Raw genomic sequence first — 24,965 nt, 5'->3', positions numbered from 1 at the left:
TCGGCGCTAAGCGGCAACACTCCGTACGTGTCCGATGCCGACTTATCGACCGCCGCCCATGGAATGCCAGCGCAGCACGCACGTGGGTGTGCCCTCGCGCACCGGCTCACCCTGGGCCTGCGGGACCCCCGTATCGGGGTCGATCCGGAAGACCGTGACGGTGTGTGAGCGTTCGTTGGCTACGTAGAGGTGATCACCGAGCAGGGCCAGGTGCCGCGGCCACTCCCCGCCGGTCGCCACCTCGGCGACGAGCGTGGCCCCCTCGGGCACCCAGGCGAAGACGGAGACCGTGTCGGGACCCCGGTTGGCCACGTACACGAAGCGGCCGTCCCGGCCGGTCGCCAGCTCGGACGGGAAGGTGGCCTTGTCGGAGCTGCTCGGCACGCTGCCGGCCAGGCGCAGGGCGCCGTCCGAGGGATCCGGTCGGTACCAGCTCAGGTCGCCGGCCAGCTCGCCGACCAGCAGCAGCGCGCCGTCGAGCGCGTACCGCAGGTGGCGGGGGCCGGTGCCCGGCGCCGCGACGACGGCCGCGTCGACGGGAGCGAAGCGGCCGGAGAGGGGGTCCAGGCGCGCCCGCCACACCCGGTCCGAGCCCAGATCGGCGATCAGCACGTCCGGGCCGTTCGGGTCGGGCGCCACCATGTGCGCGTGCGGGCCCTGCTGACGGTCGGCGACCGGGCCCTCGCCCCGCAGGATGAGCAGGTCCGACCGCTCCCCCGGCACGCCGTCGGCGTCCAGCGGATGCACCGACACGTCGCCGCTGAGGTAGTTCGCCACCAGCAGGTGCCGGGCGTCCGCCGTGACCGCGAGGTGGCAGGGCGCGGAACCGCCGGTGGAGCGCACGGCGAGCGGGGTCAGCGACGCGTCCTCGGCGATCGCGAACGCGCTCACCGTGCCGGCGTCCAGCTCGTTGACCGCGTACAGCACCGGCAGCCGGGGGTGCTGGGCCAGGAAGGACGGTGACGGGGTGCGGACGGCGACGCCCAACCGGGTCAGGTCGCCGGTGGCCGGATCCCGCCGCAGCAGGGCGATGCCCTCCCCCTCGCCGCCGCTCTCACCGGTGTAGCAGCCGAGGAAGACGTACTCGTCGTTCGCGCCCATGCCCCCGATCCAACCACGCGCGTACAGCGGCCGCGCGGACCCCCGTCAGACCCGCGCGACCGCCGCTACCGCCCACACCTCAGGCGTTCAGCAGCTCATAGGCGCCCCTGGTAGCCGGCTGCTGCTCGTCCGCCGCGGGCGCCGCCGGGGTGGGGGTGCTGCCGTAGCCGGCGTAGGTGACCTCGTACCGGGTGGCCTTGGCCTTGCCCGCGGCCGGGATCCGCACGACGGTCGAGGTCAGCCGGCCCCGGCCGTCGACGGTCGCCTCGAACGGCACCGCCTTCGCCCGCTCGCCCAGCGCCTTCAGCCGGCCCGCGTCGACGATGTCCGCCTCGCCCTGCTGGGTGAGATCCGTGGTGCCGGAGAACTGCCCGGCGCCGGTCTGCCGGACGTCCGCGCTCGCCCGCAGCACCACGCCCGCGTCGCCCGGATCGGTCTCGTCGTCGTAGCCCACCGGCACGTCGTCGTCCTTGACCTTGGCCGGGTCGATCAGCATCCACTTCTTCGGCAGCTTCGGCAGCCCGGTCAGCCCCTCCGCGCCGGTGAACCGGATCTTGATCCAGGACTGCCGCTGCACCACCAGGTAGTCCATGTGCAGGGTGAAGCCGGCGTCCGGCTCCCGGTACCGGAAACCGACGCGGTAGCTCTGCCGGCCGGCGTCGAGCTGCCCGGCGGTGGGCGCCTCGCCGCCCTTGACCGTGAACGCGAAGCTGCCGGTCGAGGCGTCCGGCAGGGCCCGCAGCAACACGTCGCGCGGCGCGAGCGGCCGGGCGGAAGCGGGCGCCGCCGCGTCCCCGCCGGCCCCGGCGGCGCCGCAGCCACCGGCGGCGAGGCTCACCACGAGCAGGGCACCCGCACCGGCCGCGCGGACCTGGGAAACAGTCATCAGCTCATCACCTTCTCGAACGCGGCGACCGGTTCGGCCGGACGCCTTGTCGCCTTTGCTGCAGTGGAGCCTCGGGGACAGTGCTGCCATCGGGCTGCCGCTATGCTGCTGCCCGGCTGCCGTCGCGCTGCCGTTTCTCGTCCGGGCTGCTCAAGGGGGGTGTCGCGGTGCCCGACCCGCAGCCGGACACCGCGCTGAGGTTCGAGATCCTCGGCGGCGTCCGGGCCCTGCGCGGCGACGCACCGGTCGACCTCGGGCCGGCCAAGCAGCGCGCGGTGCTGGCCGTGCTGCTGCTGCACGCCGGCCGGCCGGTGCCCACCCACCAGATCGTCGACGCCGTCTGGGGTGAGGAACCGCCGGAGAACGGCGCCAACGTGGTCCAGAAGTACGTGGCCGGACTGCGCCGGGTGCTGGAGCCGCAACGCTCCCCGCGCAGCCCGGGTGAGCTGATCGCGCTGACCACCGGCGGCTACGTGCTGCGGGTGGAGGCGGGCGCCCTGGACGCCGAGCGGTTCGAGGCCGGACTGGCCCAGGCCTCCGCCGAACGCCGCGCCGGCCAGCTCGCCGAGGCGGCCGACACGCTGCGCCGCGCGCTGTCGCTGTGGCAGGGCGAGGCGCTGGCCGGGCTGACCGGCCCGGCCTTCGACTCGGCCCGCCACCGGCTCACCGACGCCCGCGCCACGGCCTGGGAGAAATGGGCCGACATCGAGCTGGCCCGGGGCAACCACACCGGGCTGATGCCGGATCTGGCGCGGCTGGTCGAGCAGTTCCCGCTCCGCGAGGGCCTGCGCGCGCAACTCATGATCGCGCTGCACCAGGGCGGCCGGCAGGCCGAGGCCCTCGCCGCGTTCCGGGACGCCCGCGCCTACTTCCTGGAGGAGTTCGGCGTGGAGCCGGGCGAACGGATGCAGGAGACGCACCGGCGGATCCTGCGGGGCGAGCCGTTCTACTCCGAGCCGGTGGACCCCTGGTCGGACAGCGACGAGCTCCCGGCGCCGGAGACCCCGCCGCCGGCCGCCGCCACTCCGCCCGTGTACGTGCAGCAGTACGTCCCCCCGGACGTCACCGCGGTGGTGCCGGAACAGCGGCCGGCCCCCGCCGCGAGCTTCCCGGCCGGCGCGGCGGCCTGGGGGCTCGCGCCGCCCGCTCCCCCGGCGTACGCGCCGCCCCGCAGGCGCTTCCCGGTCGGCGAGGTCATCCTGGCCGCCGTCTTACCGGTGATCATCTGCTCGTTCGGCAGCTGGATCTACTTCGTCTACGCCGGCGTGCGCCGCCGCGACCAGCGCCAGTTCCTGGCCGCGCTGGGCTACGCGGGCCTGTTCGTGCTGGCGGTCGTGCTCGCCACGCTCGACCCGAGCCCGCCCGAGAACAACGACCTGAACCCGACCGAGTGGCTGGCCTTCGCCCTGTTCGCCGGGATCACCGTGGCCTCCGCGGTGCACGGCGCGGTCCTCGCCTCACACCCCGGCGACAGCCCCCGCGCGCGCGGCCTGCGCGACCAGGCGCGCCAGTTCGCGGCCTTCGACCCGCAGCGGGCGCGCACCCTCGGCATCGGCCGGCCGGACCTGATGCGCGCGTTCGACGACGGCGGGCTGGTCGACGTCAACCACGTGCCGGGCAACGAGCTGGCCCGGCTGCCCGGGGTCAGCTCGGCCGAGGCGCACGGCATCGTGATCGACCGGCTCAACCGCGGACCGTACGCCCAGCCCGAGGACCTGGTCATCCGCGGCGTGCTGCCGATGCGCACGGTGAACCGGCTCTCCTCCCGGCTGATCTGCCTGCCGGGCACCACGCACGGCACCCCGCCGCACGGCTGGTCGTCGGCGTACCCCTCGGCGCACTACGGCTGAGACCGCGCCCCGCCGCGCCGGCTCAGCGGGCGCCGGCGGCCAGCAACTGCCGGCGGGCGACGTACTCGACCAGCTCGATCAGCACGTTGCGGGCGGCCAGCGGCTCGCGCGCGTCGAACTCCACCACCGGCACGTCCGGGTCCAGGTCGAGCGCCTTGGCGACCGCCTGCGCGCCGAAGCGGCGCTCGGAGTCGAAGCAGTTCACCGCCACCACGAACGGCGTGCCCCGCTGCTCGAAGTAGTCGATCGAGGGGAAGCAGTCGGCCAGCCGCCGGGTGTCGGCGAGCACGACGGCGCCCAGCGCGCCCTGCGACAGCTCGTCCCAGAGGAACCAGAAGCGGTCCTGCCCCGGGGTGCCGAACAGGTAGAGCTGCAGATCCTCGGTGATCGTGATGCGACCGAAGTCCATCGTGACCGTCGTGGTCCGCTTCCCCTCGACGCCCGAGGTGTCGTCGGCGCCGTCGACGCCGGTCAGCACCTCCTCGGTCTGCAGCGGCCGGATCTCGCTGACCGAGCCGACCATGGTGGTCTTGCCCGCACCGAACCCGCCGGCGATGAGGATCTTGAGCGCGACCGGGATGCGCGAGCGCGTGCCGTCTCGGTCAGAGCGCACGGAGTCCATTGACAACCGCCTTGAGTACGTCGACGTCGTGCGGCTGAGAGGCCGCGGGAGGCTCGTAGAGCGAAATGAGTCCCGCCGAGCGTAGATCACCCAGCAGAACCCGGACGACCCCGATGGAGAGGTCCAGTTTGGAGGCTAGTTCCACGACGGACGTGGGCTCCCACGCCGCGCCGACGAGAGCGTGATGCTCCGGTTGCAGCGACGGCGCCGGGGGCGCGTCGGGCATGGTCGCCACCACGAACGCGACGAGGTCGAACTCGCCGCCGGACGGGGCGACCCGGCCCTGGGTCACGGCGTACGGCCGCACCACCGGGCCCGCGTCCTGATCCAGCCAGTCGTGCGGGGCCCGCAGCGGATCAGCGGGCATCGGACCCGGCGGCGCGTTCCGGCGCGTCCATCGTCTGCCCGACGCGGGTGACGAGCATGGCCATCTCGTACGCGATCAGCCCGAGGTCCGCGTCGCTGGCGGCCAGCACCGCCAGGCACGCCCCCAGCCCGGCGGCCGTGACGAAGAGGAACGCGTCCTCCATCTCGACCACCGTCTGGCGGACCGGGCCGGCCTGGAAGTGCCGGCTCGCGCCCTTGGCCAGGCTCTGGAAACCGGCCGCCATCGCCGACAGGTGCTCGGCGTCCTCCCTGCTCAGCGCGGCCGAGGCGCCCATCATCAGCCCGTCCGCGGACAGCACCACAGCCTGCTGCGCGGAGGGCACCCGCTCGATCAGGTCGTCGAGGAGCCAGGTGAGGTTGGCGCTCTGGTTAGTCGTGTATGCCACTTATGCGTCCTTATCCAGCCGGTTCTCGTGGTTAACGGGCGCGTTGTCGGTGCTTTCGTCGGACCCGGCCGCCACCGGGTCCTGCACTGCCGGGAAAGTGACGGTAGCCGCCTGCGACCACATCGGCTCCCCAACCGTCTCGTGTTTGTCAGTTTCCGGTCGGCCGGTGGCGCCGCCGGTCTCGTTGTCGATCAAGCTGCCGGTCTCGTGGCCGGTTCCGCTGCCGGTCTCGCGGCCGGGCACCTGGCCGGTCTCGCTGCCGGGCACGTGGCCGGTCTCGCTGCCGGGCACGTGGCCGATCTCGCTGCCGGGCACGTGGCCGATCTCGCTGCCGGGCACGTGGTCACCGGGCGCGCCGGGCACGTGGTCATCGGCCGGGCTGGTCAGGTGGTCACTGGGCGCGCCGGGTGGCGCGGCCGGGGGCGTGGCGCTCAGGCCGGCCGCCTCGCGCCGGCCCCGGGCGGTGCCCTGCTGCAGCGCGCTCATCAGGGAACGGACCTGCTCCGGGGAGCGTGCCGGGGCGGCGGGCTGCTCCGCGACCGGGCCGCGCAGCTGCGGCGCCAGGCTCGCCTGCCGTACCCGGCGGGGCAGCAACGGTTCGTCACCGAGCAGCTCTTCAGCCGGCGTGGCGGCCGGCGCGGTGGTCGGCGTTACCGGTGGCACGGTCGGTGGCACGGCCGGTGGCACGGCCGGAGCGCCGGTCGGCATGACCGGGGGCACGGCCGGCGGCGCGGTCGGCAGCGCGTCGTGCATCGGGTCCGGGGCGACGCGGGGTGAGGGGATCCTTGGCGGCACCGGTGTCGGCGTGGCGCCCGGAGGCCGGAGCACAGCCGGACCGCCGCCGTGGCGCAGCGTTCCGTCGCCGCCCGGCACGGCGCCGTTACGGCCCGCGCCAGGACGCTCGGCGCCGTTCGATCCGGCACCGAGCGGACCGGAACCGAGCGGGCCGGCACTGAGCGGACCGGCACCGAGCGGACCAGCACCGAGCGGGCCGGAACCGAGGGGACCGGCGCCGTTGAGTCCCGCGCCGGACAGGCCGCCGCCGTGCGCCGTCCGGCCGTCGCCGGCCGATGGGAGGTCCGAGCCCAGCGACGGCGGCGCGGTGAGGCCCGCCGGTGAGGTCAGGTTGGGCGGCAGCGGCGTGGGCGGGGCCGCCGGCTCGTCGTTCGCGCGGCGCGGCTTGGTGCGGCGTCGTTGCACCAGCCCGTCCTCGGTCAGTCCGTCGACGATCGCGCTCGGCGCCGGTCCACCGGCGCCCGCGGCCGGCTCCGGGGCGGGCGTGCCGGTCAGGCCGAAGCTGTGCCGGCTCAGCGGCCGGGTGGGGTCGCCCACGGACGGGTCGGCGCCGGCCACCGGGGCAGCCAGTTCCCGGCCGGGCCGCCCGGCCGGATCGGGGCCGGGCGTGGCCGTGCCGTTGATCGTCACCGGGCGGCCGGTGACCGTGATCGAGCGGAGCTCCTCGGTGCCCTGCCACTGCAGCGCCGCCAGCGAGCTGCGCGCCGGGTCCTCGGTGCCCGAGCCGACCAGCGGCCGGTCCCAGGCCTGGTCCGGCGGGGTGGGACCGGCGGGCAGCGCGACGGGGCCGCGGGCGGTCCCGGTGGTGACCAGCTCCCCCGGCACCAGCACGATCGCCGTCACGCCGCCGTAACCGCTGGGCCGCAGCGAGACCCGGATGCCGTGCCGGTCGGCGAGCTGGGCGACCACGAACAGGCCGAGCCGGGCGCTGTCGGCGGGGTCGAAGTCCGGCGGCTCGAGCAGCTTGCGGTTGGCCTCGGCGAGGGCCTCGGAGGACATGCCCAGCCCGCGGTCCTCGATCTCGAGGGCGTACCCGTTGGGCAGGATCTGGCCGACCACCTGGACCCGGGTCTGCGGCGGCGAGAACGACGCCGCGTTCTCCAGCAGCTCGGCCAGCAGGTGGATGACGTCACCCACGGCCCGGCCCAGGACGGCCGACGACTCCACCGAGACGATGTCGACGCGCTTGTAGTCCTCGACCTCGCTGATCGCGCCGCGGACCACGTCGATCACCGGCACCGGGTTGCGCCAGCCGCGGCCCGGGGCGGCGCCGGCCAGGATCACCAGGTCCTCGGCGTGCCGGCGCATCCGGGTGGCGAGGTGGTCGACGCGGTACAGGTCCTCGAGCTCGTCCGGCTCGGTCTCCCGCCGTTCCATCTTGTCCAGCAGGGCGAGCTGGCGGTGCAACAGCGTCTGGCTGCGCCGGGCGATGTTGAGGAAGACCTCGTTGATGCCCCGGCGCACGTTCGCTTCCTCGACGGCGGACTGGACGGCCGTCCGCTGCACCTCGTTGAAGGCGCGGCCCACCTCGCCGATCTCGTCCCGGCCGTACTCCAGCGGCGGGGTCTCCACCTCGACGTCGACGGCCTCGCCGCGCTGCAGCCGCCGGACCACCGACGGCAGCCGCTCGCCGGCCATCTCCAGGGCCTCGCCGCGCAGGCGGGTCAGCCGGCCGACCATCGACCGGCCGACCCGCACCGACACGACGATCGAGACGATGACGGCGAGCAGGCCGAGCAGGCCGGCCAGGCCGAGGCGCAGCAGCACCTCCACGGCGACCGGCCGGGCGTCGCCGGGCAGCGCCGCGACGGTGTTGACCTCGAACGCGGTCAGCTGCTGGGTCGACGCGTCGAAGGTGGGCTGCCACTGCGCCGCCGTGACCGGCACGGCGGTGCCGGGGCGGCTGTCGCTGATCACCTGGTCCTGCAGCTCGCGCAGCCGGGTGAACGCCTGCCCGCTGCTGAGCCGCTGGAACGCCGCCCGGTCGGGCGCAGCGAGGTCGGTCACCCCCTCGGCGAGCAGGAAGCGCGACGTGGCGATCGCCTGGAGCAGGTCGACGCGGGCCGCCGGGCTCAGCTCGCCGGCCGCCAGCGCGCCGCCGATCAGCGAGTTGGACCGGCTCAGGTGCTCCTGGCCGCGCGCGATGGTGACCACGGCGCGGATCTTGCGGTCGATCCGCTCGTCGCCGAAGGTGGCCGTGGCGATGAACATCCGGAAGCCGGTCTCCACCATGGCGTTGTAGAGGTTCTGCGCGCCCAGCGCGTCGACCTCGCGGCGGTCGATGTGCCGCCGGTTCTCGGGCAGACCGTCCAGCTCGGAGAAGAGTTGCCGGATGCGGGCCTTCAGGTTGTCGTCGGCGGCGTCCTGGGCGTCGGCGGCGCTGGCCGAGCGCCGGAAGTCGGCGGCGGCCCGGTCGGTCGAGGCCCGCTGGGCGACCAGGGCGGTCGCGCCGGCCTGCCGGTCGGAGAGGTACGCGACGGACATCCGCCGTTCCAGCTGCAACTGGCCGATGAGCCGCTCGCCGGGTGAGCCGACCCGGTCCACCAGGGTCTGCGCCGACAGCAGATTGCTGGCCGGACCGGCGGTCACCGCCGTCGCGAAGATCCAGAGCGCCAGCAGGGCCGTCAGCGGCACCGCGGCCAGTGCGATGATCTTCGAACGGATCGACCAGTTGCGGGTTCTCATCAGACTCCGCCCGAGGGGATTGCAGGACCGTCGGCACGCAGCACCCGGGTGACCACGGACGAGGGATTGACGACCGTTGACGGAGATGCTGCGTGCGCCTTCGGCAGAATACGGAATGGCGGCGCTCCCAGCCACCTCGGCGGCGTGCCACAGATCTTGGCGAACACCCGCGAACCGGTCGAACCGGTCAGGGGCCGGCGGCGCCCGGCGGATTTTCTCCCGCGCGCCGCGATTTCGGATTGATGACCCTGGTTGAGTGGGCATACCCGGTGGTGAAGAAGGAGGACCGCCATGTCCGCTTGGCTCACCATCGTCCTGATCATCGTCGTGCTGGTGATCGTCGCCGCGATCCTGTTCGCGGTGCGGGCCAGCCGTCGCAAGCAACTGCAGAAGACCTTCGGTCCCGAGTACGACCGCGTCGTCGCCGACGCCGACAGCCGTACCGAGGCCGAGCGCGAGCTGCGCGACCGCGAGAAGCGGCATGCCGAGCTCGAGCTCAAGCCCCTGTCCGCCGAGTCCAAGGCCCGCTACTCGGTCGCCTGGGAAGAGGTGCAGATCCAGTTCGTGGACGCGCCCGAGACCGCCGTGTCGACCGCCGACGAGCTGACCACCCGGCTCATCGCCGAGCGCGGCTACCCGACCGGCGACTACGACGACCAACTGGCCACCCTCTCCGTCGCCCACGCCCGCACGCTGGAGCACTACCGCGACGCCCACGCGATCAGCGAGCGCAGCCGCACCGGCGAGGCGAGCACCGAGGACCTGCGGCAGGCGCTGGTCCACTACCGTGCGCTGTTCGCGGACCTGCTCGGTGAGAACCCGGTCCGCAGCGAGGGCGCGGCCAGCCCCGCGGCCGAGCCGAAGGTGCCGAACCAGCAGATCAACAACCACGACAGCGACGTCGCGGGCTCCCGTCCCGACGCCACGAGCCGCTGAGGAGCCTGACCATGCGTTTCTTCTCCAACGACGCCCGCGAGTCCAGCGATGATCAGGTCACCGACGAGCGGGCCGAGGCGCGCGCCGACGAGGACCGGCCGGAGCGGGTGCAGTCCGACCCGGTAGCCGTACCGAGCCAGCGACCCCCGTCGCCCTGGTCGAACACCCCGGCCACGGCCGACGACACCGTCGCCGTCGACCCCGAGCGCCGCGACGGCAGCCCCGACGCGGTACCGGACCGGGACGACGCCGGCGCACCGCCGTTCCACGAGCCGAGCCCTCAGCCGACCGCCTTCGGCGCCTCCACCGTCGGCGGCGCGGTGGCCGCCTCCGCGATGGCCAACCCGGAGAACGACCGGTGGCAGGCCACCGACCGCGACTCGGCGGCCGACTCGGGCGTCGGCGACGACGCCAACGTCGCGCCCGGCGACGGCGTGGTGACGTCCTCGACCAACACGTACGCCGGCAGCACCGCGGACACCGAGCGCACCGACCCCGACGCCGTCGTCGACGTGCCGCTCGATGACGACGACGACACCGACACCCGCCCCGGCGCGGTCTCGGACCGGACCGCCGACGCCGGTCTCGCGGACACCACCGACACCACCGACCGCGATCACGACGGCAACCGCGACGAATCGGTCACCACCTACGATGAGACCGACACGCCGGCGTCCGGCACGCTCAAGGACGACGGCGGCTTCGACGACCCCCGGGCCGTCGAGCCCGGCACCGAACGGCCCCTCGACGACTCCACCTTGGACGACGATGCCCGCCCCGAGCCGGCGGCCTCCGCCCTCAAGGACGAGGGCAGCTTCGACGACCCGCAGGTGGTCGAGCCCGCCACCGGTGCGCCCGTCGACGCGGACGACCGCCCGGCCCAGGACCCGGACGACCGCCCGGCCGCGGAGGCCACCCCGGCCGTCGTGGCCGTCCCGGTGGCCGCGGCGACGACCCCCGCCGCGCCGGCCGAGACCCTCTTCGACCGGGGCGACGCCCAGGCCTTCCAGGAGCGGTGGCGGGACGTGCAGCTGCGCTTCGTCGACAGCCCCAAGGACGCCGCCGCGGAGGCCGCCGGACTGGTCGAGGAGGCCGTCGAAAAGCTCACCGCCGGCCTGCGCGCGCAGCGCGAGGGCCTGCACAGCGACACCGATGACACCGAGCAGCTGCGGGTGCAGCTGCGCGGCTACCGGGACATGCTGAACCGCATCCTCAGCCTCTGACCCCGGCGCCACCTGCCCCTCCGTCCCCGGCCGCGTGCTCACCGCACGCGGCCGGTGCCATGCTGGGCGCATGCGCGCGTCCCGGCTGCTCTCCCTGCTGCTGTTGCTGCAGAACCGCGGGCGGATGACCGCCCAGGAACTGGCCCGCGAGCTCGAGGTGTCGGTGCGCACCGTGTACCGCGACGTCGAGTCGCTCGGCGCGGCCGGCGTGCCGGTCTACGCCGACCGGGGCCCGGCCGGCGGCTACCAGCTGCTCGACGGCTACCGCACCCGGCTGACCGGCCTCACCGGCGACGAGGCCGGCACCCTGTTCCTGGCCGGGATGCCCGGCCCGGCCGCCGAGCTCGGGCTCGGCTCGGTGCTGGCGGCCGCGGAGCTCAAGCTGCGGGCGGCGCTGCCGGGTGAGCTGGCGGACCGGGCGGACCGGGTACGCGAACGCTTCCACCTGGACGCGCCGGGCTGGTTCCGGGCCGACGAGCCCACCCCGCACCTGGCGACAGTGGCCGACGCGGTGTGGCAGGCCCGCATGATCGATGTGCGGTACCGGCGCTGGAAGGCGCCCCGCGAGGTGACCCGGATGCTGTCCCCGCTGGGCGTGGTGCTCAAGGCGGGACGCTGGTACCTGGTGGCCGGCTTCCGCGACCGGGTCACGGCGTACCGGGTGGTGAACGTCCTCGACGCCACGCTGCTCGACGAGCCCGCCGACCGGCCGCCCGGCTTCGACCTGGCGGCGTTCTGGCGGGACTGGACGGAGCAGTACGAGCGGGGCGTCTACACCGGGCAGGCCACCGTACGGATGACGGCCGAGGCGCTGGGCCGGATGGCGTACGTCTTCCCGCCGGAGATGTCGCGGACGGCGCGTGAGCGCGCCGGGCCGCCCGGCGACGACGGGTGGCTGACCACGACGGTGCCGATCGAGTCGATCCGCCACGGCCACATCGAGCTGCTCAAGCTGGGCGCGGAGGCCGAGGTGCTGGCGCCGCCGGAGCTGCGCGAACGCTTCGCGGAGACCGCCCGCGGAATGGGCCGGACCTACCTGCCCGACGGGGCGGACAGCACGCGGCCCGGGCCGGAAGGGCCCGGGCTGCGGGTGGGGCAGTCGTCAGACGAGTGAGGTGCTGGGCGCGCCGGAGTCCTGGGAGCCGGGCGCCGGGTCGCCCTGCGGGTCGGTGGGCGGCGGGTCGTCCGGCCCGTCGTCCGGCGGGGGCGGATCGTCCGGCGAAGTCGTCGACTCCGTCGGCGGAGTGGTCTGGCCGTCACCCGGGCCCGAGGTCCCCGGCGAGGTGGGTTCGGTGGGCGGCGTCGACGCGGAGGACTCCGACGGCGAGGGCGACGCCGACCTGGTCGCGGCCGGACGGGCGTTCTTGGTCCGGGTCAGCGGCTGGGTGTCGGCCTTGGGCTCGGAGCGGATCGTCTCGGTGCCGGCCGGCGCGTCGCCCGCGCCGGAACCGCCGCGCGGCGCCTCCACCTCGTTCTGCACCGTGGTCACGGCGGGCGGGCGATCGGGCGACAACGTCACCTGACCGAACTGCGCGCCGAGCCACATCGCCGGTCCGAGGCCGATCGCGACGATGGCCCCGAAGAGCGCCAGTGGTCCCCGCTCCATAGCGCCCCTCCCCCCTGTCGATGACGATCATCGCCGCTGCGAGTGGACTTCTTCTACCCAATTCGGCGAAGGGTAAGCGAACGATCCTGGACCCCATGATGACCCTTGGTGACAAGCTGGTGACTCGTCCCGTCGGACATGCGACCGTCCCCTGGTGACACGCGTTGCGGTGCGGAACGGTTCAGTCGTACCGGCGGCTATCTGCTGCGGGCCAGGAACGCCACGGCGTCGTCCAGCGCGGCCCAGCCGCCCGGCAGCTCGTCCGAGTCGAGCGCGGTCCGTACGCTCACCGCCCCGCCGTCGCGCAGGCGCAGGTCCCAGCTCCGCCGCCGGGTCCGGGTGGCGCCGGCGATCTCGGCGTACGGCAGGAACCGGCTGCCGGGCGCGGTCTCCTCGCGCAGCGGCACGTCGGCCGCCGCGAACCGGGCCAGCCGCCGCTTCGCCGAACCGTTCTGCGACCGGGGCAACCCCGGCACCAGGAACAGTCCGGTGTCGACGATGAGCAGATCCGTACGGGCGCCGTCCACGACCAGGTTGACCACGCCGCCGACCACCTCGGGCCGGGTCCGCGCGGTCTCCGCGCCCGGCCCGGCCGCCGCGTCGATGCCCAGCTCGGCGAGCCGCTCCCGGGCGGTCACGACCGTCGCCGGGTCGCTGGCCAGCGCGGCCAGGCCACCCAGGTCGAGGTGGGCGCCGTCGGCCGCGATCAGCTCGGCGTTGCCGGTCCAGCTGTGCCGCCAGCGGGCCGCCCCGCTGCGCAGCGCGGCCAGCGCGAGCAGCAGCGTGACCAGCTCGGCAACCCGGCCGGCGGTCTCGTCGGCGGGCAGCCCGGCGAAGACCGACTCGGCGGCCTTGTGCAGCCGGCCGTCGGCGGCCAGGTCGAGCACGTCGGCGGCGTTGGCGACGGGGACGCCGGCGGCGCGGGAGATCGTGGCCAGGGCGCCGTCGGCCTCACGCTGCATCTCGACAGTGCGGGCCGCGCCGAAGAAGGTGTCCCAGTCGACCGTCGTGCGGCCCTGGGCGGGGAAGGCGACGCCCTGGAGTGCGCGGCCCAGGCCGGGCAGGTCGGGGACCAGGTCGCCGGCCGGCGCACCCAGCTCGGGGGCGAGGGGGCGGCGGGATGCGGCGGGCTTTGGTGCGGCGGGCTTTCCCGGGGCGGGCTTTGGTGCGGCGGGCATTTCCGCGGCAGGACTTCCCGCGGCGGGTGGGGTGGGATTTCCCGCGGTGGGCGCGGCGGTCGGCGATGGAGTGCCCCGACCGGCGGAAGGCGCCTCGGAGGTATCGCCGGCGAGGGCCGTGGGCGGGGCCTGACCGGCAAGATCGGCTGCATCGGCTTCGCCAGGCGAATTATCCGGTTTCGTTCCCACCGGGTCGGCCGCGCCAGAGCGAGCACCCGTCCCCGACGTCGCGGGGTCGGCCGTGCCGGCGACGACCGCGCCGACCAGCTCGCGGTCCGGCTCGACCGGCGTGGACGGAGCCGGTTGCGCGGGGATCGCGGTCGCGGTCAGCGCGGCGAGCCGCTCGGCGACCGGTGGATGGGTGTCCCAGGCGCCCGGCGTGCCCGGGTCGCGGGCGCGCAGCACCGCCACGTCGTCCGCGCGGGCGGCGAGCACCCGCAGGAAGCCGCCGAAGAGGTCGTCCGGCACGTGCCCCGCCTGCCAGCCCGGGCCCAGGTACTCGGCGTGGAAGATCCGCTGGAGGGCGTCCAGCGCGGGCAGGTCGCGCAGCACCGCCGCGGCCGCGGCCGGACCGGCGTACTCGGCGGCGATCCGGTCGGCGGTGAGCTCCTGCGCGCGGCTGAAGGGCGCGTCGACCCGGCGGTAGAACTTCGCGTACGCGCGCAGCAGCGGGCCGGCCGGGTTGCGGGGCGGGATGCGCGGCAGCGTGCGGCCGACCGCCAGCCGGCCGCGGTAGGCCAGCGGCGCGAGCCGGCCCAGCCGCGGCGAGAAGTGGCCGAGCTCGTGCGCCGCGACCGCCCGCAGGTGCGCCTCGTCCCAGGCCTGCAGCAGCGGGAGGCCGAGGTAGAGGTCCCGGCGGCCGCCGAGCAGGCCGAGCAGCCGGGTGCGCTCCATGATCTTCGCGGCCGCGTCGGCGACGATGGTCACCCGGTCGGGGGCGCGGGTGCCGGCCGCTGCCGCCGCGCCGTCGAGCAGCGCCCACAGCTGCGGGGCGTCCGTGCGGGTCACCGGGATGCCGACCGGTTCGGGACGGCGGGTGTGCAGAGCCCGCCAGGTCGCGTACGCCATCACGCCGACCGTCGCGATGCAGACGGGCAGGCCCAGCCGCAGCGCGACGGCGCCCGGCAGCATCGAGAGCAGCAGCAGCACCGGCACCACCACCAGGGCCAGCTGCACCGCGGCGACGAGCAGGAACCCGGCCAGCGCGGTCGCCGATGCCAGCACCCTCTTCTGCACGCGGCCAGCCTAGGGCCGCCCCGCGACCCGCCCGCAGCCGCCGCTCCGCCCGGTGGTCACGATTCGGCGCCGAAGAACGCTCCTGACGTGCGCGGATCCGCCGCCGCGCAGGACCACCCGGGCGGCAAGATTTAAGGAAGATTTCGGGACGTTCGCTGCGGTGGCCCACCGTGCCGTTTCGCTCGGCGCTCGCAGGGGATCCCCGACGGCACGGCCGTCCTCGATCAGACCCTCGCCGCCGGCATCAAGGGCTATGCCTGGCTGCCCGACCTGCGCCGCCGTCACCACGACCGGCCCGTTCCCCTGCGGGTGCTGGGCCGGCGCGTGGTGGCCGTCAGCGTGCGAATCGTGGTGCCCTGAGGCCCGGGACCGGGTTCAGGGTCCGGGGGTCAGGCCTCGGCCCAGGGGATCTCCGGCGACGGGTGGAAGGCGACGCCCTGGTGGCGCCAGCGGGGGCCGAAGGCGGCCAGCCGGCGGCGGAAGGACTCCCAGTCGTGGCTCGCGCGCGGCGACCAGCCGATCTCCGCGACCGCGGGCAGCCGCGGGTACGTCATCGTCTGCGCGTCGGCCAGGCTGCGCAGCGTCTCCGCCCACAGCGCCGCCTCCACGCCCAGCAGCGCCTCCTCGCCCACGCCGGGGAGCCGCTCGGCCGGGTCCCAGTCGTACGAGCGCTCGACGTCGATCACGCCGGCCCAGTCCAGGCCGAGCGGGCTGTCGGCGGTGTACTTCATGTCCAGGTACGTCCGGTCGGCCGGCGACATGATCACCTTGCTGCCGTTCGCCGCCGCGCGGGCGGTGCCCTCGTCGGCGGCCTCGATCCGCCAGTACTGCGCGACCGCGGTCTCCGGCAGCTCGACGCCGGCCATCTCGTGCCAGCCCACCACCCGCTTGCCGTACTTGGCGACCAGCGGCAGCACCCGCTGGATGAACGTGCGGTAGTCCTCAGCGGTGGTGGCCTGGGCCTCGTCCCCGCCGATGTGCAGGTACGGCCCCGGGGTCAGCGCCGCGACCTCACGCACCACGTCCTCGACGAACGCGTACGTCTCCTCCTTGCCGGCGACCAGCGAGCTGTAGCCGACCTCGGTGTCGGTGCGCGGGGCGACCGCCGTCCCGTCGGCGGTCAGCTCCGGGTACGCCACCTGGGCGGCGTTGACGTGCCCCGGCATGTCGATCTCGGGCACGATCGTGACGAACCGCTCGGCGGCGTACGCGACCAGCTCGGTGTAGTCGGCCCGGGTCAGGTAGCCGGGGCCGGCGCCGTCGACGCCCGTACCCGCCCCGCCGCTGACCTCGGTGAGCCGGGGCCAGCCGTCGATCTCCAGCCGCCAGCCCTGGTCGTCGGTCAGGTGCAGGTGCAGGTGGTTGATCTTGAACTGCACCACCGAGTCGAGATAGGCCTCGATCTCCGCGACCGTGAAGAAGCGCCGGGCGATGTCGAGCATCACGCCGCGGTAGGCGAACCTCGGCCGGTCGGTGATCCGGCCGCCGGGCAGCACCCAGTCGGCGTCGCGCGGGGCGGCCCCGTCGATCTCCGCGGGCAGCAGCTGCCGCAGCGTCTGCACCGCGGCAAACAGGCCGGCGGGCGCGGCGGCCCGCACGGTGACACCCTCCGGGGTGATCTCGAGCCGGTAGCCCTCGTCGCCGTCGGGTTCGCCGTCGGTCTCCGCGCCGTCGTCGAGCAGCAGGGCGATCGCACCGGACTCCTCGCCGACCGGCAGGGCGAAGCCGGTGGCCGGGCGCAGCAGGGCGGCGAGGTGCTCACCGACGCGGCGGGCGGCGGCCGAACCGGGCGCCGTACGGATGGCTGTGCCCGTACCGATGCGGAAGTCGGCGGCCGGGTCGGGCCGCACCTCGGCCGGCCGGGGAATCACGTCGCCGAGCCCTCTGCGCTGCACTGCCGGTTCGCTCACCGCTTCATCCTCCGGGTCTCCGACCGCCGATCGGTCGGCACGACTCTAAACCCTCTTTCCAGTTCCGGGCCGTCCCGATGGCCCGCGTCACGTCGCCGATATCGTGGCGCCATGGCGATCACCACCCGGCGGGCCGTTCCGGCGGACGCGGCTGAGCTGCACGAACTCGCGGCTCGCACCTTCGGCCTGGCCACCCCACCGGGTACCCTCGCGGCCGACATCGATGCGTTCGTCGCCGCGCACCTGGCCCGGGCGAGCTTCGAAGGTTATCTGGCCGACCCGGCCCGCATCCTGCTGGTGGCCGAGGACGACGGCACGATGGCCGGGTACGCCATGCTGGTCGGCGGCCCGATCGCCGATCCGGACCTCGCCGTCGTGGTGGGCGCCGCCGTCGATCCGCCGGGGGGCGCCGCGATCGAGCTCAGCAAGTTCTACGTCGCCGCGGAGAACCACGGCTCCGGCATCGCGGCCACGCTGATGACGGCCACCCTCGCAGCGGCCGCCGCGACCGGGGCGCGGCTCTGCTGGCTGGGCGTGAATCAGCGCAACGCCCGGGCCGCGCGGTTCTACGCCAAGCACGGCTTCGAGATCATCGGCACCAAGCGGTTCCTGGTCGGCGCGGTGTGGCACGACGATCACGTCCGGGCCCGCCCGCTCTGACCGCGGTCACGGCCGGCGCGGCGCCGTGCCGCTGAACCAGGCGTCCGCGTCCGGCGCGAGCGCCCAGGCGATGCGTCGGGTGTTGAGCTCGTTGAGCGGGGGCAGGTCGTCCGGCGCGAACCAGCCCACGGCCAGTGACTCGTCGTCGTTGACCCGGGCCTCGCCGCCGACCGCCCGGCAGCGGAAGGTGATGTCGACGAACTCGGTCCGGTCGCCGTTGGGGTAGGTGTTCGGCGGCTGGGTCAGCACGCTGGTGATCCGCTCCGGGACGACGTGGACGGCGGTCTCCTCGTACACCTCGCGCACGACCGTCTCCGCGGGCTGCTCGCCCGGGTCCATGGATCCGGCGATCAGGGCCCAGGTGCCGTTGTCCGACCGCTGGCCGAGCAGCAGGCGGCCGGCGTCGTCGAGCACGACGGCCGTGACGCCGGGCAACAGGAGCAGCCGGTGCCCGACGACTTCGCGCAGGCTGTGCAGATATGGCGAAATGGGCATGCCGGACAAGATAGTGCTTCCGGCGCGCCTCGCCCGGCACCTGAGGTGCGACGCCGGGCCGCGCGTCAGCGGCTCATCGCCCACGGCTCCCGCGGCAGCACGTGACCGGTCTCGAGCAGCGTCTTGAGGTTGGCCAGCACCGCCGCCCAACCGCTCGCCGCCTCCGCCCGGTCGCGCTCGTCGGCGAGGTTCTCGTGGGTCACGGTGAGCCGGACGATCTCGTGATACCGCTCGATGTCGAAGGTGACCACCGAGGAGTCGTCCTCGCCGTCCCAGGTGGTGACCAGGCGCCGGGGCGGCGTGCTCTCCACCACGGTGCCCGCCACGTCGGCGATGCCGGATCCGTCCGTGCGGACGTGCTCCCACCGGGAACCGGCGGTCCACTCCGAGACGTTGGCATGACCCCAGTAACGCGCGGTGATGTCCGCGTCGGTGAGCGCCGCCCAGACCCGCTCGGGCGTGCTCTCGATGTAGGTGACGTAGACGAAGGCCGGTCGGTCGCTCATGGTCTCCTCGGCTCTGCGCTTGATTGCGCTCAGGCTCCGCAGCCGGGGCTGCTCGAACTTGTCGATCCACCGCTGCTGCACCTCGTGCAGCGGCACGGGGTTGAGGTAGTGCAGCTTCTCCCGCCCACGGCGGACCGGGGCGACGAGGTTAGCCGCCTCGAGCACGGCCAGGTGTTGGGTGGCCGACTGCCGGGTCATGGCCAGCCGGGCGCACAGCTCGGCGAGGGTCTGCCCGTTCTGCTCGTGCAGCCGGTCGAGCAGCAGCCGACGAGTCGGGTCGGACAGCGCCTTGAACACCAAATCCACACGCTAAGTTATGCAGTCATCTGCCTGCATGTCAAGCCGGCCGGGCGCGTACGGGTGAGCCCCGTTGACCGGCTCCGGCATTCGGCCGAGACTGCCTGGTATCGACACCGGCGTCGACCCGGAGAGGCCGCACCCATGGAGGAGAACCCTCCGTACCTGTTCCTGCCCGTCCTCGCGGATGCGCCGGCCCCCCGGGTGACCGTCACCGCGGACGTGGACGGCGCGGTCATCGACGTGACGGTCCGCGGCGACTGGGGCCCGCACCTGGGGGCCCGGGTCGCCCAGGAGATCGGCCGCTGCCTGGCCGAGAGCCCCGCCGCCATCCTCATCGACGCGGCCGCGGTGGTGGACCCGGCGGCCGAGAGCGTGCCGGTCTGGCTGTCCGCGACCCAGATCGCCGCGGCGGCCGACCCGCCGGCCCGGCTGGCCCTGTGCGTGCGGTCCGGATCGGCGCTCGCGAACCGGCTGGGCCAGATCGGCGCCCGGCGCTACCTCAGCGTCGTCAACTCCACCGCGGAGGCCCGGGAGTCGCTGGCCGGTCACCGCCCGCTGACCGACGTCGTACGGCTGCGGCTGCCGCCGTCGCCGGTCTCCCCCAGCGTCGCGCGCAACCTGATCGGCGGCGCCTGCCAGGCCTGGAACCTGAGCAGGCTGCTGCACCCGGGCCGGGCCGTGCTGTCCGAGCTGGTGTCGAACGCGGTCGAGCACGCCCGCACGGAGATGGAGGTGTCGGTCTCCCGGCGCGGGACGGCGCTGCACCTGGCCGTGCGGGACCGGGATCCCACCCTGCCCCGGATGATCGATCCCCGCCCGGTGGACCCGGGGCTGCCGCTCAACGAACGCGGGCACGGCCTGCGCGTGGTGCACGCGGACTCGGTGGCCTGGGGCGCCATCCCGACGGCGGGCGGCAAGCTGGTCTGGGCCACGGTCCGCGACCGGGCCGGCCGGCGCCGCCGGTGGTGACCGGCGGACTATCCGCCGAGTTGCGCCCGCGCCCGCATCAGCGCGAAGCCGAGCAGGTTGAGCCCCGGCCAGCGGGCCGGATCCGCCGTGCGCTCGTCGGTGGCCGCGAGCCCGATGCCCCAGATCCGGTCGGTCGGGCTGGCCTCGACCAGGATCCGCCGCCCGGTGCCGAGCAGGAAGTCCCGCAGCTCGGGGCGCTGGCCGAACTTGGCCACGCTGGCCTCGGTGACGACGGCCCGGCGCCGCTCGGTCCAGACCTGCTCGTCGAAGCCGCGGACCCGGCGGCCCAGCATCTTGGCCTGCCGCGGGTGGCCGGCCACGACGATCCGCGCCGCCGCCTCCTCGTCGCCGAAGAGCAGCGCCTTGCGCCACATCATGTAATGCTCCGCGGTGGCGAAGCGGACACCGTCCACAGTGAACTCCGACGGCCACCACTGGCTGAGGCAGCCCGGGCCGATGCCGCCGTCGCGCGGGGGACGGTGGCCCCAGAAGAACAGGTACTCCAGCCGCCCGCCCGAGCGGGCCAGCGCGATCACCTCGTCGACACTGTCGGGCATCTCATCCACGCCCGGAAGTATGCCGCCGCCCACCGACATTCTCCGGACCCGGCGGCCGCGCAGGATCACCGCCGGCGGATGGCCGAGCAGGGTTCCGCAGCCCAGGGCCGGTCCCGGAAAAGTGTCGTACCCGATCGATAGGTTCTCTTCGCAGATCGGCGCCACGGGGGCGCCGATCCGCCCCTCAGCGGCCGGCGCCGCGCAGCAGGGTCTCCGCGGCCGCGCGGGCCCGGTCGCGCAGTTCCGGAGGTGATTCCACAGTGAAGTCCGCGCCCAGCGTGCCCAGCACCATGACCGGCCAGCTGAGGTCGTCCACGTTCATCCGCAGCCGGCTGCTCGATGCCGACACCGGTTCGGCCGTGCCCCACTGGCCCACGTGCTTCCGCACCACCGCGGCCGGCCGGGCGATCACCACCGACACGTCGTAGCGGTTCGGCACGGCGGCCAGCCGCGAGCGCATCCAGGCCACCGGGTCGCCGCCCGGGATCTCGCGCGGGCGGAAGCGGGCGCCGGTCAGCCGCGGGGCGGTCAGCCGGTCGATCCGGAAGCTGCGCCAGTCGCCGCGGTCGAGGTCCCACGCCACCAGGTACCAGCGGCGGCCCAGCGAGACCAGCCGGTGCGGCTCGACGTAGCGCGCCGAGCCCTCGGCCTCGCGCGCCGTGTAGTCGAAGCGCAGCCGCTCCTCGCCGCGGCAGGCCAGCGCGATCGTCGTCAGGGTCGCCGGGTTCAGGGTGGGGCCGCCGCCGAACACCCCCGGCGCGGTCGCCGCCTGCAACGCGTCGATGCGCTTGCGCAGCCGGGGCGGGAGCAGCTGGATCACCTTGGCCAGGGCGCGTACCGAGGTCTCCTCGAAGCCGGCCACCGCGCCCGCCGCCGCGGTCCGCAGACCGACCGCGATGGCGACCGCCTCGTCGTCGTCCAGCAGCAGCGGCGGCACCGCCGCGCCCGCCTGCAGCTGGTAGCCGCCGGCCACGCCGCGGGCCGCGTCGACCGGATAGCCGAGCTCGCGCAGCCGGTCGACGTCGCGCCGCAGCGTCCGCGGGCTGACCTCGAGCCGGTCGGCCAGCTCGGCGCCGGGCCAGTAGCGGTGGGTCTGCAGCAGGGAGAGCAGCCGCAGCATCCGGGCACTCGTGTTGGCCATGCCGCCAGTCTGCCCGCCATTGCGGTCAGGAAGTGGCCGCAACGGTCCCTAGCGTCGGTCCCATGATTGAGACCCACGAGTTGACCAGGCACTTCAAGGATGTGCAGGCGGTCCGCGGCATCGACCTGACAGTGGCGCCGGGCGAGCTGGTCGCGCTGCTCGGCCCGAACGGCGCCGGCAAGTCCACCACGCTGCGGATGCTCACGACGCTGATCCCGCCCACCGCCGGCACCGCCCGGGTCGCCGGCCACGACGTGGTCGGCGCGCAACGCGAGGTGCGGCGCCGGATCGGCTACATCGGCCAGGGCAACGGCGCCGCGCACAGCCAGCGCGGCCGCGACGAGCTGATCAGCCAGGGGCGCGCGTACGGGATGAAGGTGCCCGCCGCCCGGCGGCGCGCCGCCGAGCTGATCGACTCGCTGGACCTGGGCGAGGTCGCCGACCGCACCGTGTCGACGCTCTCCGGCGGTCAGCGCCGCCGGCTGGACATCGCGATGGGGCTGATCCACGCGCCCGAGCTGCTCTTCCTCGACGAGCCCTCGACCGGGCTGGACCCGCAGAACCGCGCCAACCTCCAGCGGCACATCGTCGAGCTGCGCGAACGGCACGGCACCACCATCGTGCTGACCACCCACTATCTCGACGAGGCGGACGCGATGGCCGAGCGGGTCATCGTGATCGACCACGGCCGGATCATCGCCGACGACACCCCGGCCCGGCTCAAGCAGGAACACGTGGGCGACCGGATCATCCTCGGCTTCGCGCACGAGGCCGACGCGGCGGCGGCCGCGGCCCGCGTGCCGCACAAGGCCCACCGGCGCGGCGCCGAGCTGACGATCTCCGTTCCGGGCGCGCCCCGCCTCGTCTCCGGCCTGCTCGACGACTTGCGCGCCGCCGGCCTGACGCCGGCCGAGATCGAGGTCCGGCGGGCCACGCTCGACGACGTCTTCCTCCAACTGACCGGCCGCAGCCTGCGCGAGGGCGGCGCCGAGCGGTCCACCGAGGACGTTCACCCCGACCCTGCTCTCGTGGAGGCCTGAGCCATGACCAGTCTCGTCACCGACACCCGCGTGGTCTTCAGCCGCGAGCTGCGCCCGGTCCTGCGCAACCCGTTCACCGTCGTCTTCGCGATGGTCCAGCCGCTGGTCTTCCTCGGCCTGTTCGCCCCGCTGCTGCCCGACGAGCTCGGCCTGCAGTGGTTCGTGCCCGGCATCGTGGTGATGTCCTGCCTGTTCGGCACCTCGATGACCGGTTCCAACCTGCTGTTCGAGATCCAGACCGGCTCGCACGAGCGGATGCTGGTCACCCCGTTGCGCCGGCCGGCGCTGCTGATCGGCCGGGCCCTGAAGGAGATCGTGCCGGTCGTCGTGCAGGCCGCGGTGATCATCGCCATCTGCCTGCCGTTCGGGCTGGACGTGCACCTGGGCGGCGTGCTGGTGGGCGTGCTCATCCTCGCCGTGTTCTGCCTGGGGCTCGGCTCGCTGTCGTACACGCTGGCGCTGGCGGCGAAGAACCAGGAATGGCTGTTCTGGACCGTGCAGCAGACCCTGCTGTTCCCGCTGTTGCTGCTCGCGGGCATGCTGCTGCCGATCGAGGCGGGGCCGGGGTGGCTGCGGGCGCTGGCCCGGTGGAACCCGCTCACCTACGTCGTCGATGCCGAGCGCGCCCTGTTCAACGGCGACATCTGGGCCTCGACCACGGTCAGCGGCACGCTGGCGGCGCTGGCGGTGGGCGCGTTCGGCCTGTTCGTGGGCAGCCGGGCCATGCAGCGTTCCGCCTGACCGGCCCGCCCGGCGCCCGGCCCGGGGGCCGGCCGACACCCCACCCGGGCCGCCGGTGCGGCGGACCCGGGTGGGCAACGGCTACGGTCATCTCCGCACGGCCGGCGAGCGATGGGGGAACCGGACATGTTCGGGTTGCGGCGGCACAGGACGCGCTCCCTTCCACGCACGCTGGGCCGGTTCCTCGAGGGCCTGAGCCGCCCGGCGTCCGCCGATCCGCCGGCCCGGCGCAGCAATCCCGACGCGGTGGTCGACTGCGCGGTCTACCACGACGGGGCGCGGCGACCCGGCCCGGTGCACTTCGCCCACGCCGCCCGGCAGGCCCAGCGGCACGACGCCTTCGTCTGGCTGGGACTGCACGAACCGGACGAGGCCACGATGGGCGCCATCGCCCGGGCCTTCGGCCTGCACGAGCTCACCGCCGCGCAGGCCGCCGCCACCGGGCACCGACCCGTGGCCGAGGTGATCGGCGACGTCACCCGGCTGGTGCTGCGGACCGCGCGGTACGTCGAGCACGAGGCGCTCACCGAGACCTCCGAGGTGGTGGACACCGGCGACGTCACCGTGCTGATCGGCGAACGGTTCGTCATCACGGTGCGGCACGGCGCGGCGGGCGCCCTGCGGTCCGTGCGGGCGGAGCTGGAGCAGCGGCCGGCCCTGCTGGCCGAGGGCCCGTGGGCGGTCGCGTACGCCGTCTGCGACCGCATGGTGGAGCTGTACCTGGACGTCGCCGGGCACGTCGAGCGGGACCTGGAGGCGCTGGAGGAGGTGGCCTTCTCCCCCGGCACGCCACCCGCCATCGCGCACATCTACCAGCTCAAACGCGAGATGGTGGAGTTCAAACGGGCAGTGCTGCCGCTGCCGGAGCCGCTGCAGCGGCTGCTGGACCGCGAGGTCGTGCCCCCGGCGCTGCACCCGTACCTGGTGGACGTGCGCGGTCGGCTGGCCCGGGCGGTGGACCGGGTCGCCGGTTTCGACGACCTGCTGAACTCGATCCTGCAGGCCCGGCTGGCCCAGGTCTCGGTGGACCAGAACAATGACATGCGCAAGATTGCGTCGTGGGCGGCGATCGCCGCGGTGCAGACCGCGATCGCCGGCATCTACGGCATGAACTTCGCGAACATGCCCGAGCTGGGCTGGCGGTACGGCTACGCGGGCGTGCTGCTGCTGATGGCGGGGGCCGCGGTCGTCCTGCATCGCCGATTGAAGAAGGTGGGTTGGCTGTGACGATCGTGGAGCCCGAGCAGCGGTGGGCCGACCTGGGCCGGCAGGCCTGCGTCGTGCTGGCGCCGCTGTTCCGGGCGGTGGAGCACGTCGGCAGCACCGCCGTACCCGGGCTGCCGGCCCAGCCGGTGATCGACCTGATGGCCGGCGTCGACGACCTCGACGAGGTCAACGACCGGGCGCTGGAGACGTTGGGCTACCGCGGCGCGGCGACCGACATGCCGCAGCGGCTGTTCTACCGGCGGGAGGACTACGACAGCACGGCGTACCACCTGCACGTGGTCACCGCGGCGAGCTGGCCCACCCGCAACGAGCGGCTGCTGCGCGACTACCTCATCGCGCATCCGGCCGACCGGGACCGCTACGGCGCGCTCAAGCGGGAGCTGATGGCGGAGTTCGGGCCCGGTCCGGCGTACACGCGGGGTAAGACCGGGCTGCTCCAGGAGCTCACCGACGCGGCCCGGGCCGAGCGGGGCCTACCCTCCGTACCGGTCTGGGAGGAATAGCCGCGGCGGGTGACAACCCTCTCCC

23 protein-coding genes are annotated in these 24,965 nt (G+C 74.3%); 10 read left to right on the top strand and 13 right to left on the bottom strand.

Going from position 1 to position 24,965, the window contains the following annotated elements; translation table 11 throughout:
- Positions 1-42: 42 nt before the first annotated feature.
- Together Ani05nite_RS30500 and Ani05nite_RS30495 are read right to left on the bottom strand one after the other, a co-directional pair.
- A complete protein-coding gene (locus Ani05nite_RS30500; protein ID WP_203774137.1) occupies positions 43-1,101 on the bottom strand; it encodes a lactonase family protein in 1,059 nt (352 codons plus the stop codon).
- A gap of 79 nt (positions 1,102-1,180) precedes the next feature.
- Positions 1,181-1,987, bottom strand: a complete 807-nt coding sequence (locus Ani05nite_RS30495; RefSeq protein WP_203774136.1) for a hypothetical protein — start codon at positions 1,985-1,987, stop codon at positions 1,181-1,183.
- Positions 1,988-2,154: 167 nt separating this feature from the next.
- On the opposite strand from Ani05nite_RS30495, the gene Ani05nite_RS30490 reads away from it, so the two are divergent.
- The gene (locus Ani05nite_RS30490; RefSeq protein ID WP_203774135.1) at positions 2,155-3,837 is read left to right on the top strand and encodes an AfsR/SARP family transcriptional regulator; all 1,683 of its coding nucleotides are present in this window, start codon (positions 2,155-2,157) and stop codon (positions 3,835-3,837) included.
- Between the two features lie 22 nt (positions 3,838-3,859).
- Here the strand turns inward: Ani05nite_RS30490 and Ani05nite_RS30485 are convergent, their stop codons facing one another.
- The 4 genes from Ani05nite_RS30485 to Ani05nite_RS30470 are packed head-to-tail and all read right to left on the bottom strand — an operon-like array spanning position 3,860 to position 8,712.
- Positions 3,860-4,459 carry a GTP-binding protein gene (locus tag Ani05nite_RS30485; RefSeq protein ID WP_203774134.1) on the bottom strand — a complete coding sequence of 200 codons (600 nt, stop codon included), beginning with the start codon at positions 4,457-4,459 and terminating at the stop codon, positions 3,860-3,862.
- Positions 4,440-4,826: a DUF742 domain-containing protein gene (locus Ani05nite_RS30480; protein WP_203774132.1), complete on the bottom strand. Its 387-nt coding sequence runs from the start codon at positions 4,824-4,826 to the stop codon at positions 4,440-4,442. The genes Ani05nite_RS30485 and Ani05nite_RS30480 overlap by 20 nt, the downstream gene beginning before the upstream one ends.
- Positions 4,816-5,232: a roadblock/LC7 domain-containing protein gene (locus tag Ani05nite_RS30475; protein WP_203774130.1), complete on the bottom strand. Its 417-nt coding sequence runs from the start codon at positions 5,230-5,232 to the stop codon at positions 4,816-4,818. Before Ani05nite_RS30475 ends, Ani05nite_RS30480 begins: the two co-directional genes overlap by 11 nt.
- Entirely contained in the window at positions 5,233-8,712 is a 3,480-nt protein-coding gene (locus tag Ani05nite_RS30470; RefSeq protein WP_239130779.1) for a nitrate- and nitrite sensing domain-containing protein, read from the bottom strand. It lies immediately after the preceding gene.
- 291 nt (positions 8,713-9,003) lie between these two features.
- Between Ani05nite_RS30470 and Ani05nite_RS30465 the strand changes: the two genes are divergently transcribed.
- The 3 genes from Ani05nite_RS30465 (at position 9,004) to Ani05nite_RS30455 (ending at position 11,985) form a co-directional block, all read left to right on the top strand.
- Positions 9,004-9,648 (top strand): hypothetical protein, encoded by a 645-nt coding sequence (locus Ani05nite_RS30465; RefSeq protein ID WP_203774128.1) that lies wholly within the window; start codon positions 9,004-9,006, stop codon positions 9,646-9,648.
- A gap of 11 nt (positions 9,649-9,659) precedes the next feature.
- Positions 9,660-10,871 (top strand): hypothetical protein, encoded by a 1,212-nt coding sequence (locus tag Ani05nite_RS30460; RefSeq protein ID WP_203774126.1) that lies wholly within the window; start codon positions 9,660-9,662, stop codon positions 10,869-10,871.
- Positions 10,872-10,941: 70 nt separating this feature from the next.
- Positions 10,942-11,985 (top strand): helix-turn-helix transcriptional regulator, encoded by a 1,044-nt coding sequence (locus Ani05nite_RS30455; protein ID WP_203774124.1) that lies wholly within the window; start codon positions 10,942-10,944, stop codon positions 11,983-11,985.
- Here Ani05nite_RS30455 and Ani05nite_RS30450 read toward each other — a convergent pair.
- The 3 genes from Ani05nite_RS30450 to Ani05nite_RS30440 form a co-directional block, all read right to left on the bottom strand.
- Positions 11,974-12,477: a hypothetical protein gene (locus Ani05nite_RS30450; RefSeq protein ID WP_203774122.1), complete on the bottom strand. Its 504-nt coding sequence runs from the start codon at positions 12,475-12,477 to the stop codon at positions 11,974-11,976. The two genes, Ani05nite_RS30455 and Ani05nite_RS30450, sit on opposite strands and share 12 nt — an antisense overlap.
- Positions 12,478-12,674: 197 nt before the next feature.
- A complete protein-coding gene (locus tag Ani05nite_RS41485; RefSeq protein ID WP_239130777.1) occupies positions 12,675-14,891 on the bottom strand; it encodes a M48 family metallopeptidase in 2,217 nt (738 codons plus the stop codon).
- 389 nt (positions 14,892-15,280) lie between these two features.
- Positions 15,281-16,801 (bottom strand): beta-N-acetylhexosaminidase, encoded by a 1,521-nt coding sequence (locus Ani05nite_RS30440; protein WP_239130776.1) that lies wholly within the window; start codon positions 16,799-16,801, stop codon positions 15,281-15,283.
- A 111-nt stretch (positions 16,802-16,912) separates the two neighbouring features.
- Between Ani05nite_RS30440 and Ani05nite_RS30435 the strand changes: the two genes are divergently transcribed.
- The gene (locus tag Ani05nite_RS30435) at positions 16,913-17,461 is read left to right on the top strand and encodes a GNAT family N-acetyltransferase (RefSeq protein WP_203774120.1); all 549 of its coding nucleotides are present in this window, start codon (positions 16,913-16,915) and stop codon (positions 17,459-17,461) included.
- 6 nt (positions 17,462-17,467) lie between these two features.
- Here the strand turns inward: Ani05nite_RS30435 and Ani05nite_RS30430 are convergent, their stop codons facing one another.
- Positions 17,468-17,956, bottom strand: a complete 489-nt coding sequence (locus Ani05nite_RS30430; RefSeq protein WP_203774118.1) for an NUDIX hydrolase — start codon at positions 17,954-17,956, stop codon at positions 17,468-17,470.
- 65 nt (positions 17,957-18,021) lie between these two features.
- Positions 18,022-18,768: an ArsR/SmtB family transcription factor gene (locus Ani05nite_RS30425; protein WP_203774116.1), complete on the bottom strand. Its 747-nt coding sequence runs from the start codon at positions 18,766-18,768 to the stop codon at positions 18,022-18,024.
- A 135-nt stretch (positions 18,769-18,903) separates the two neighbouring features.
- Between Ani05nite_RS30425 and Ani05nite_RS30420 the strand changes: the two genes are divergently transcribed.
- Positions 18,904-19,731, top strand: coding sequence for an ATP-binding protein (locus Ani05nite_RS30420; protein WP_203774115.1), 828 nt, complete (start codon positions 18,904-18,906; stop codon positions 19,729-19,731).
- Positions 19,732-19,739: 8 nt separating this feature from the next.
- On the opposite strand, the gene ybiA is transcribed toward Ani05nite_RS30420, so the two are convergent.
- Both ybiA and Ani05nite_RS30410 read right to left on the bottom strand, forming a co-directional pair.
- On the bottom strand, positions 19,740-20,288 hold the full coding sequence (ybiA, locus tag Ani05nite_RS30415; RefSeq protein ID WP_239130792.1) for a riboflavin biosynthesis intermediates N-glycosidase: 549 nt from the start codon (positions 20,286-20,288) through the stop codon (positions 19,740-19,742).
- 184 nt (positions 20,289-20,472) lie between these two features.
- Positions 20,473-21,429 carry a helix-turn-helix transcriptional regulator gene (locus Ani05nite_RS30410; RefSeq protein ID WP_203774114.1) on the bottom strand — a complete coding sequence of 319 codons (957 nt, stop codon included), beginning with the start codon at positions 21,427-21,429 and terminating at the stop codon, positions 20,473-20,475.
- A gap of 62 nt (positions 21,430-21,491) precedes the next feature.
- Between Ani05nite_RS30410 and Ani05nite_RS30405 the strand changes: the two genes are divergently transcribed.
- From Ani05nite_RS30405 to Ani05nite_RS30390, 4 genes are all read left to right on the top strand, one after another.
- Complete coding sequence (locus tag Ani05nite_RS30405; RefSeq protein WP_203774113.1) at positions 21,492-22,469, top strand: ABC transporter ATP-binding protein; 978 nt, start codon at positions 21,492-21,494, stop codon at positions 22,467-22,469.
- Positions 22,470-22,472: 3 nt separating this feature from the next.
- Positions 22,473-23,210 (top strand): ABC transporter permease, encoded by a 738-nt coding sequence (locus Ani05nite_RS30400; protein ID WP_203774112.1) that lies wholly within the window; start codon positions 22,473-22,475, stop codon positions 23,208-23,210.
- A gap of 126 nt (positions 23,211-23,336) precedes the next feature.
- Positions 23,337-24,437: a magnesium and cobalt transport protein CorA gene (locus Ani05nite_RS30395; RefSeq protein WP_203774111.1), complete on the top strand. Its 1,101-nt coding sequence runs from the start codon at positions 23,337-23,339 to the stop codon at positions 24,435-24,437.
- On the top strand, positions 24,434-24,940 hold the full coding sequence (locus Ani05nite_RS30390; RefSeq protein ID WP_203774110.1) for a GrpB family protein: 507 nt from the start codon (positions 24,434-24,436) through the stop codon (positions 24,938-24,940). The genes Ani05nite_RS30395 and Ani05nite_RS30390 overlap by 4 nt, the downstream gene beginning before the upstream one ends.
- Positions 24,941-24,965 lie beyond the last annotated feature (25 nt).

Origin of the sequence: Actinoplanes nipponensis, assembly GCF_016862275.1 — a bacterium.
Lineage (GTDB): Bacteria > Actinomycetota > Actinomycetes > Mycobacteriales > Micromonosporaceae > Actinoplanes > Actinoplanes nipponensis.
This window is presented reverse-complemented; position numbering and strand designations above follow the sequence as displayed.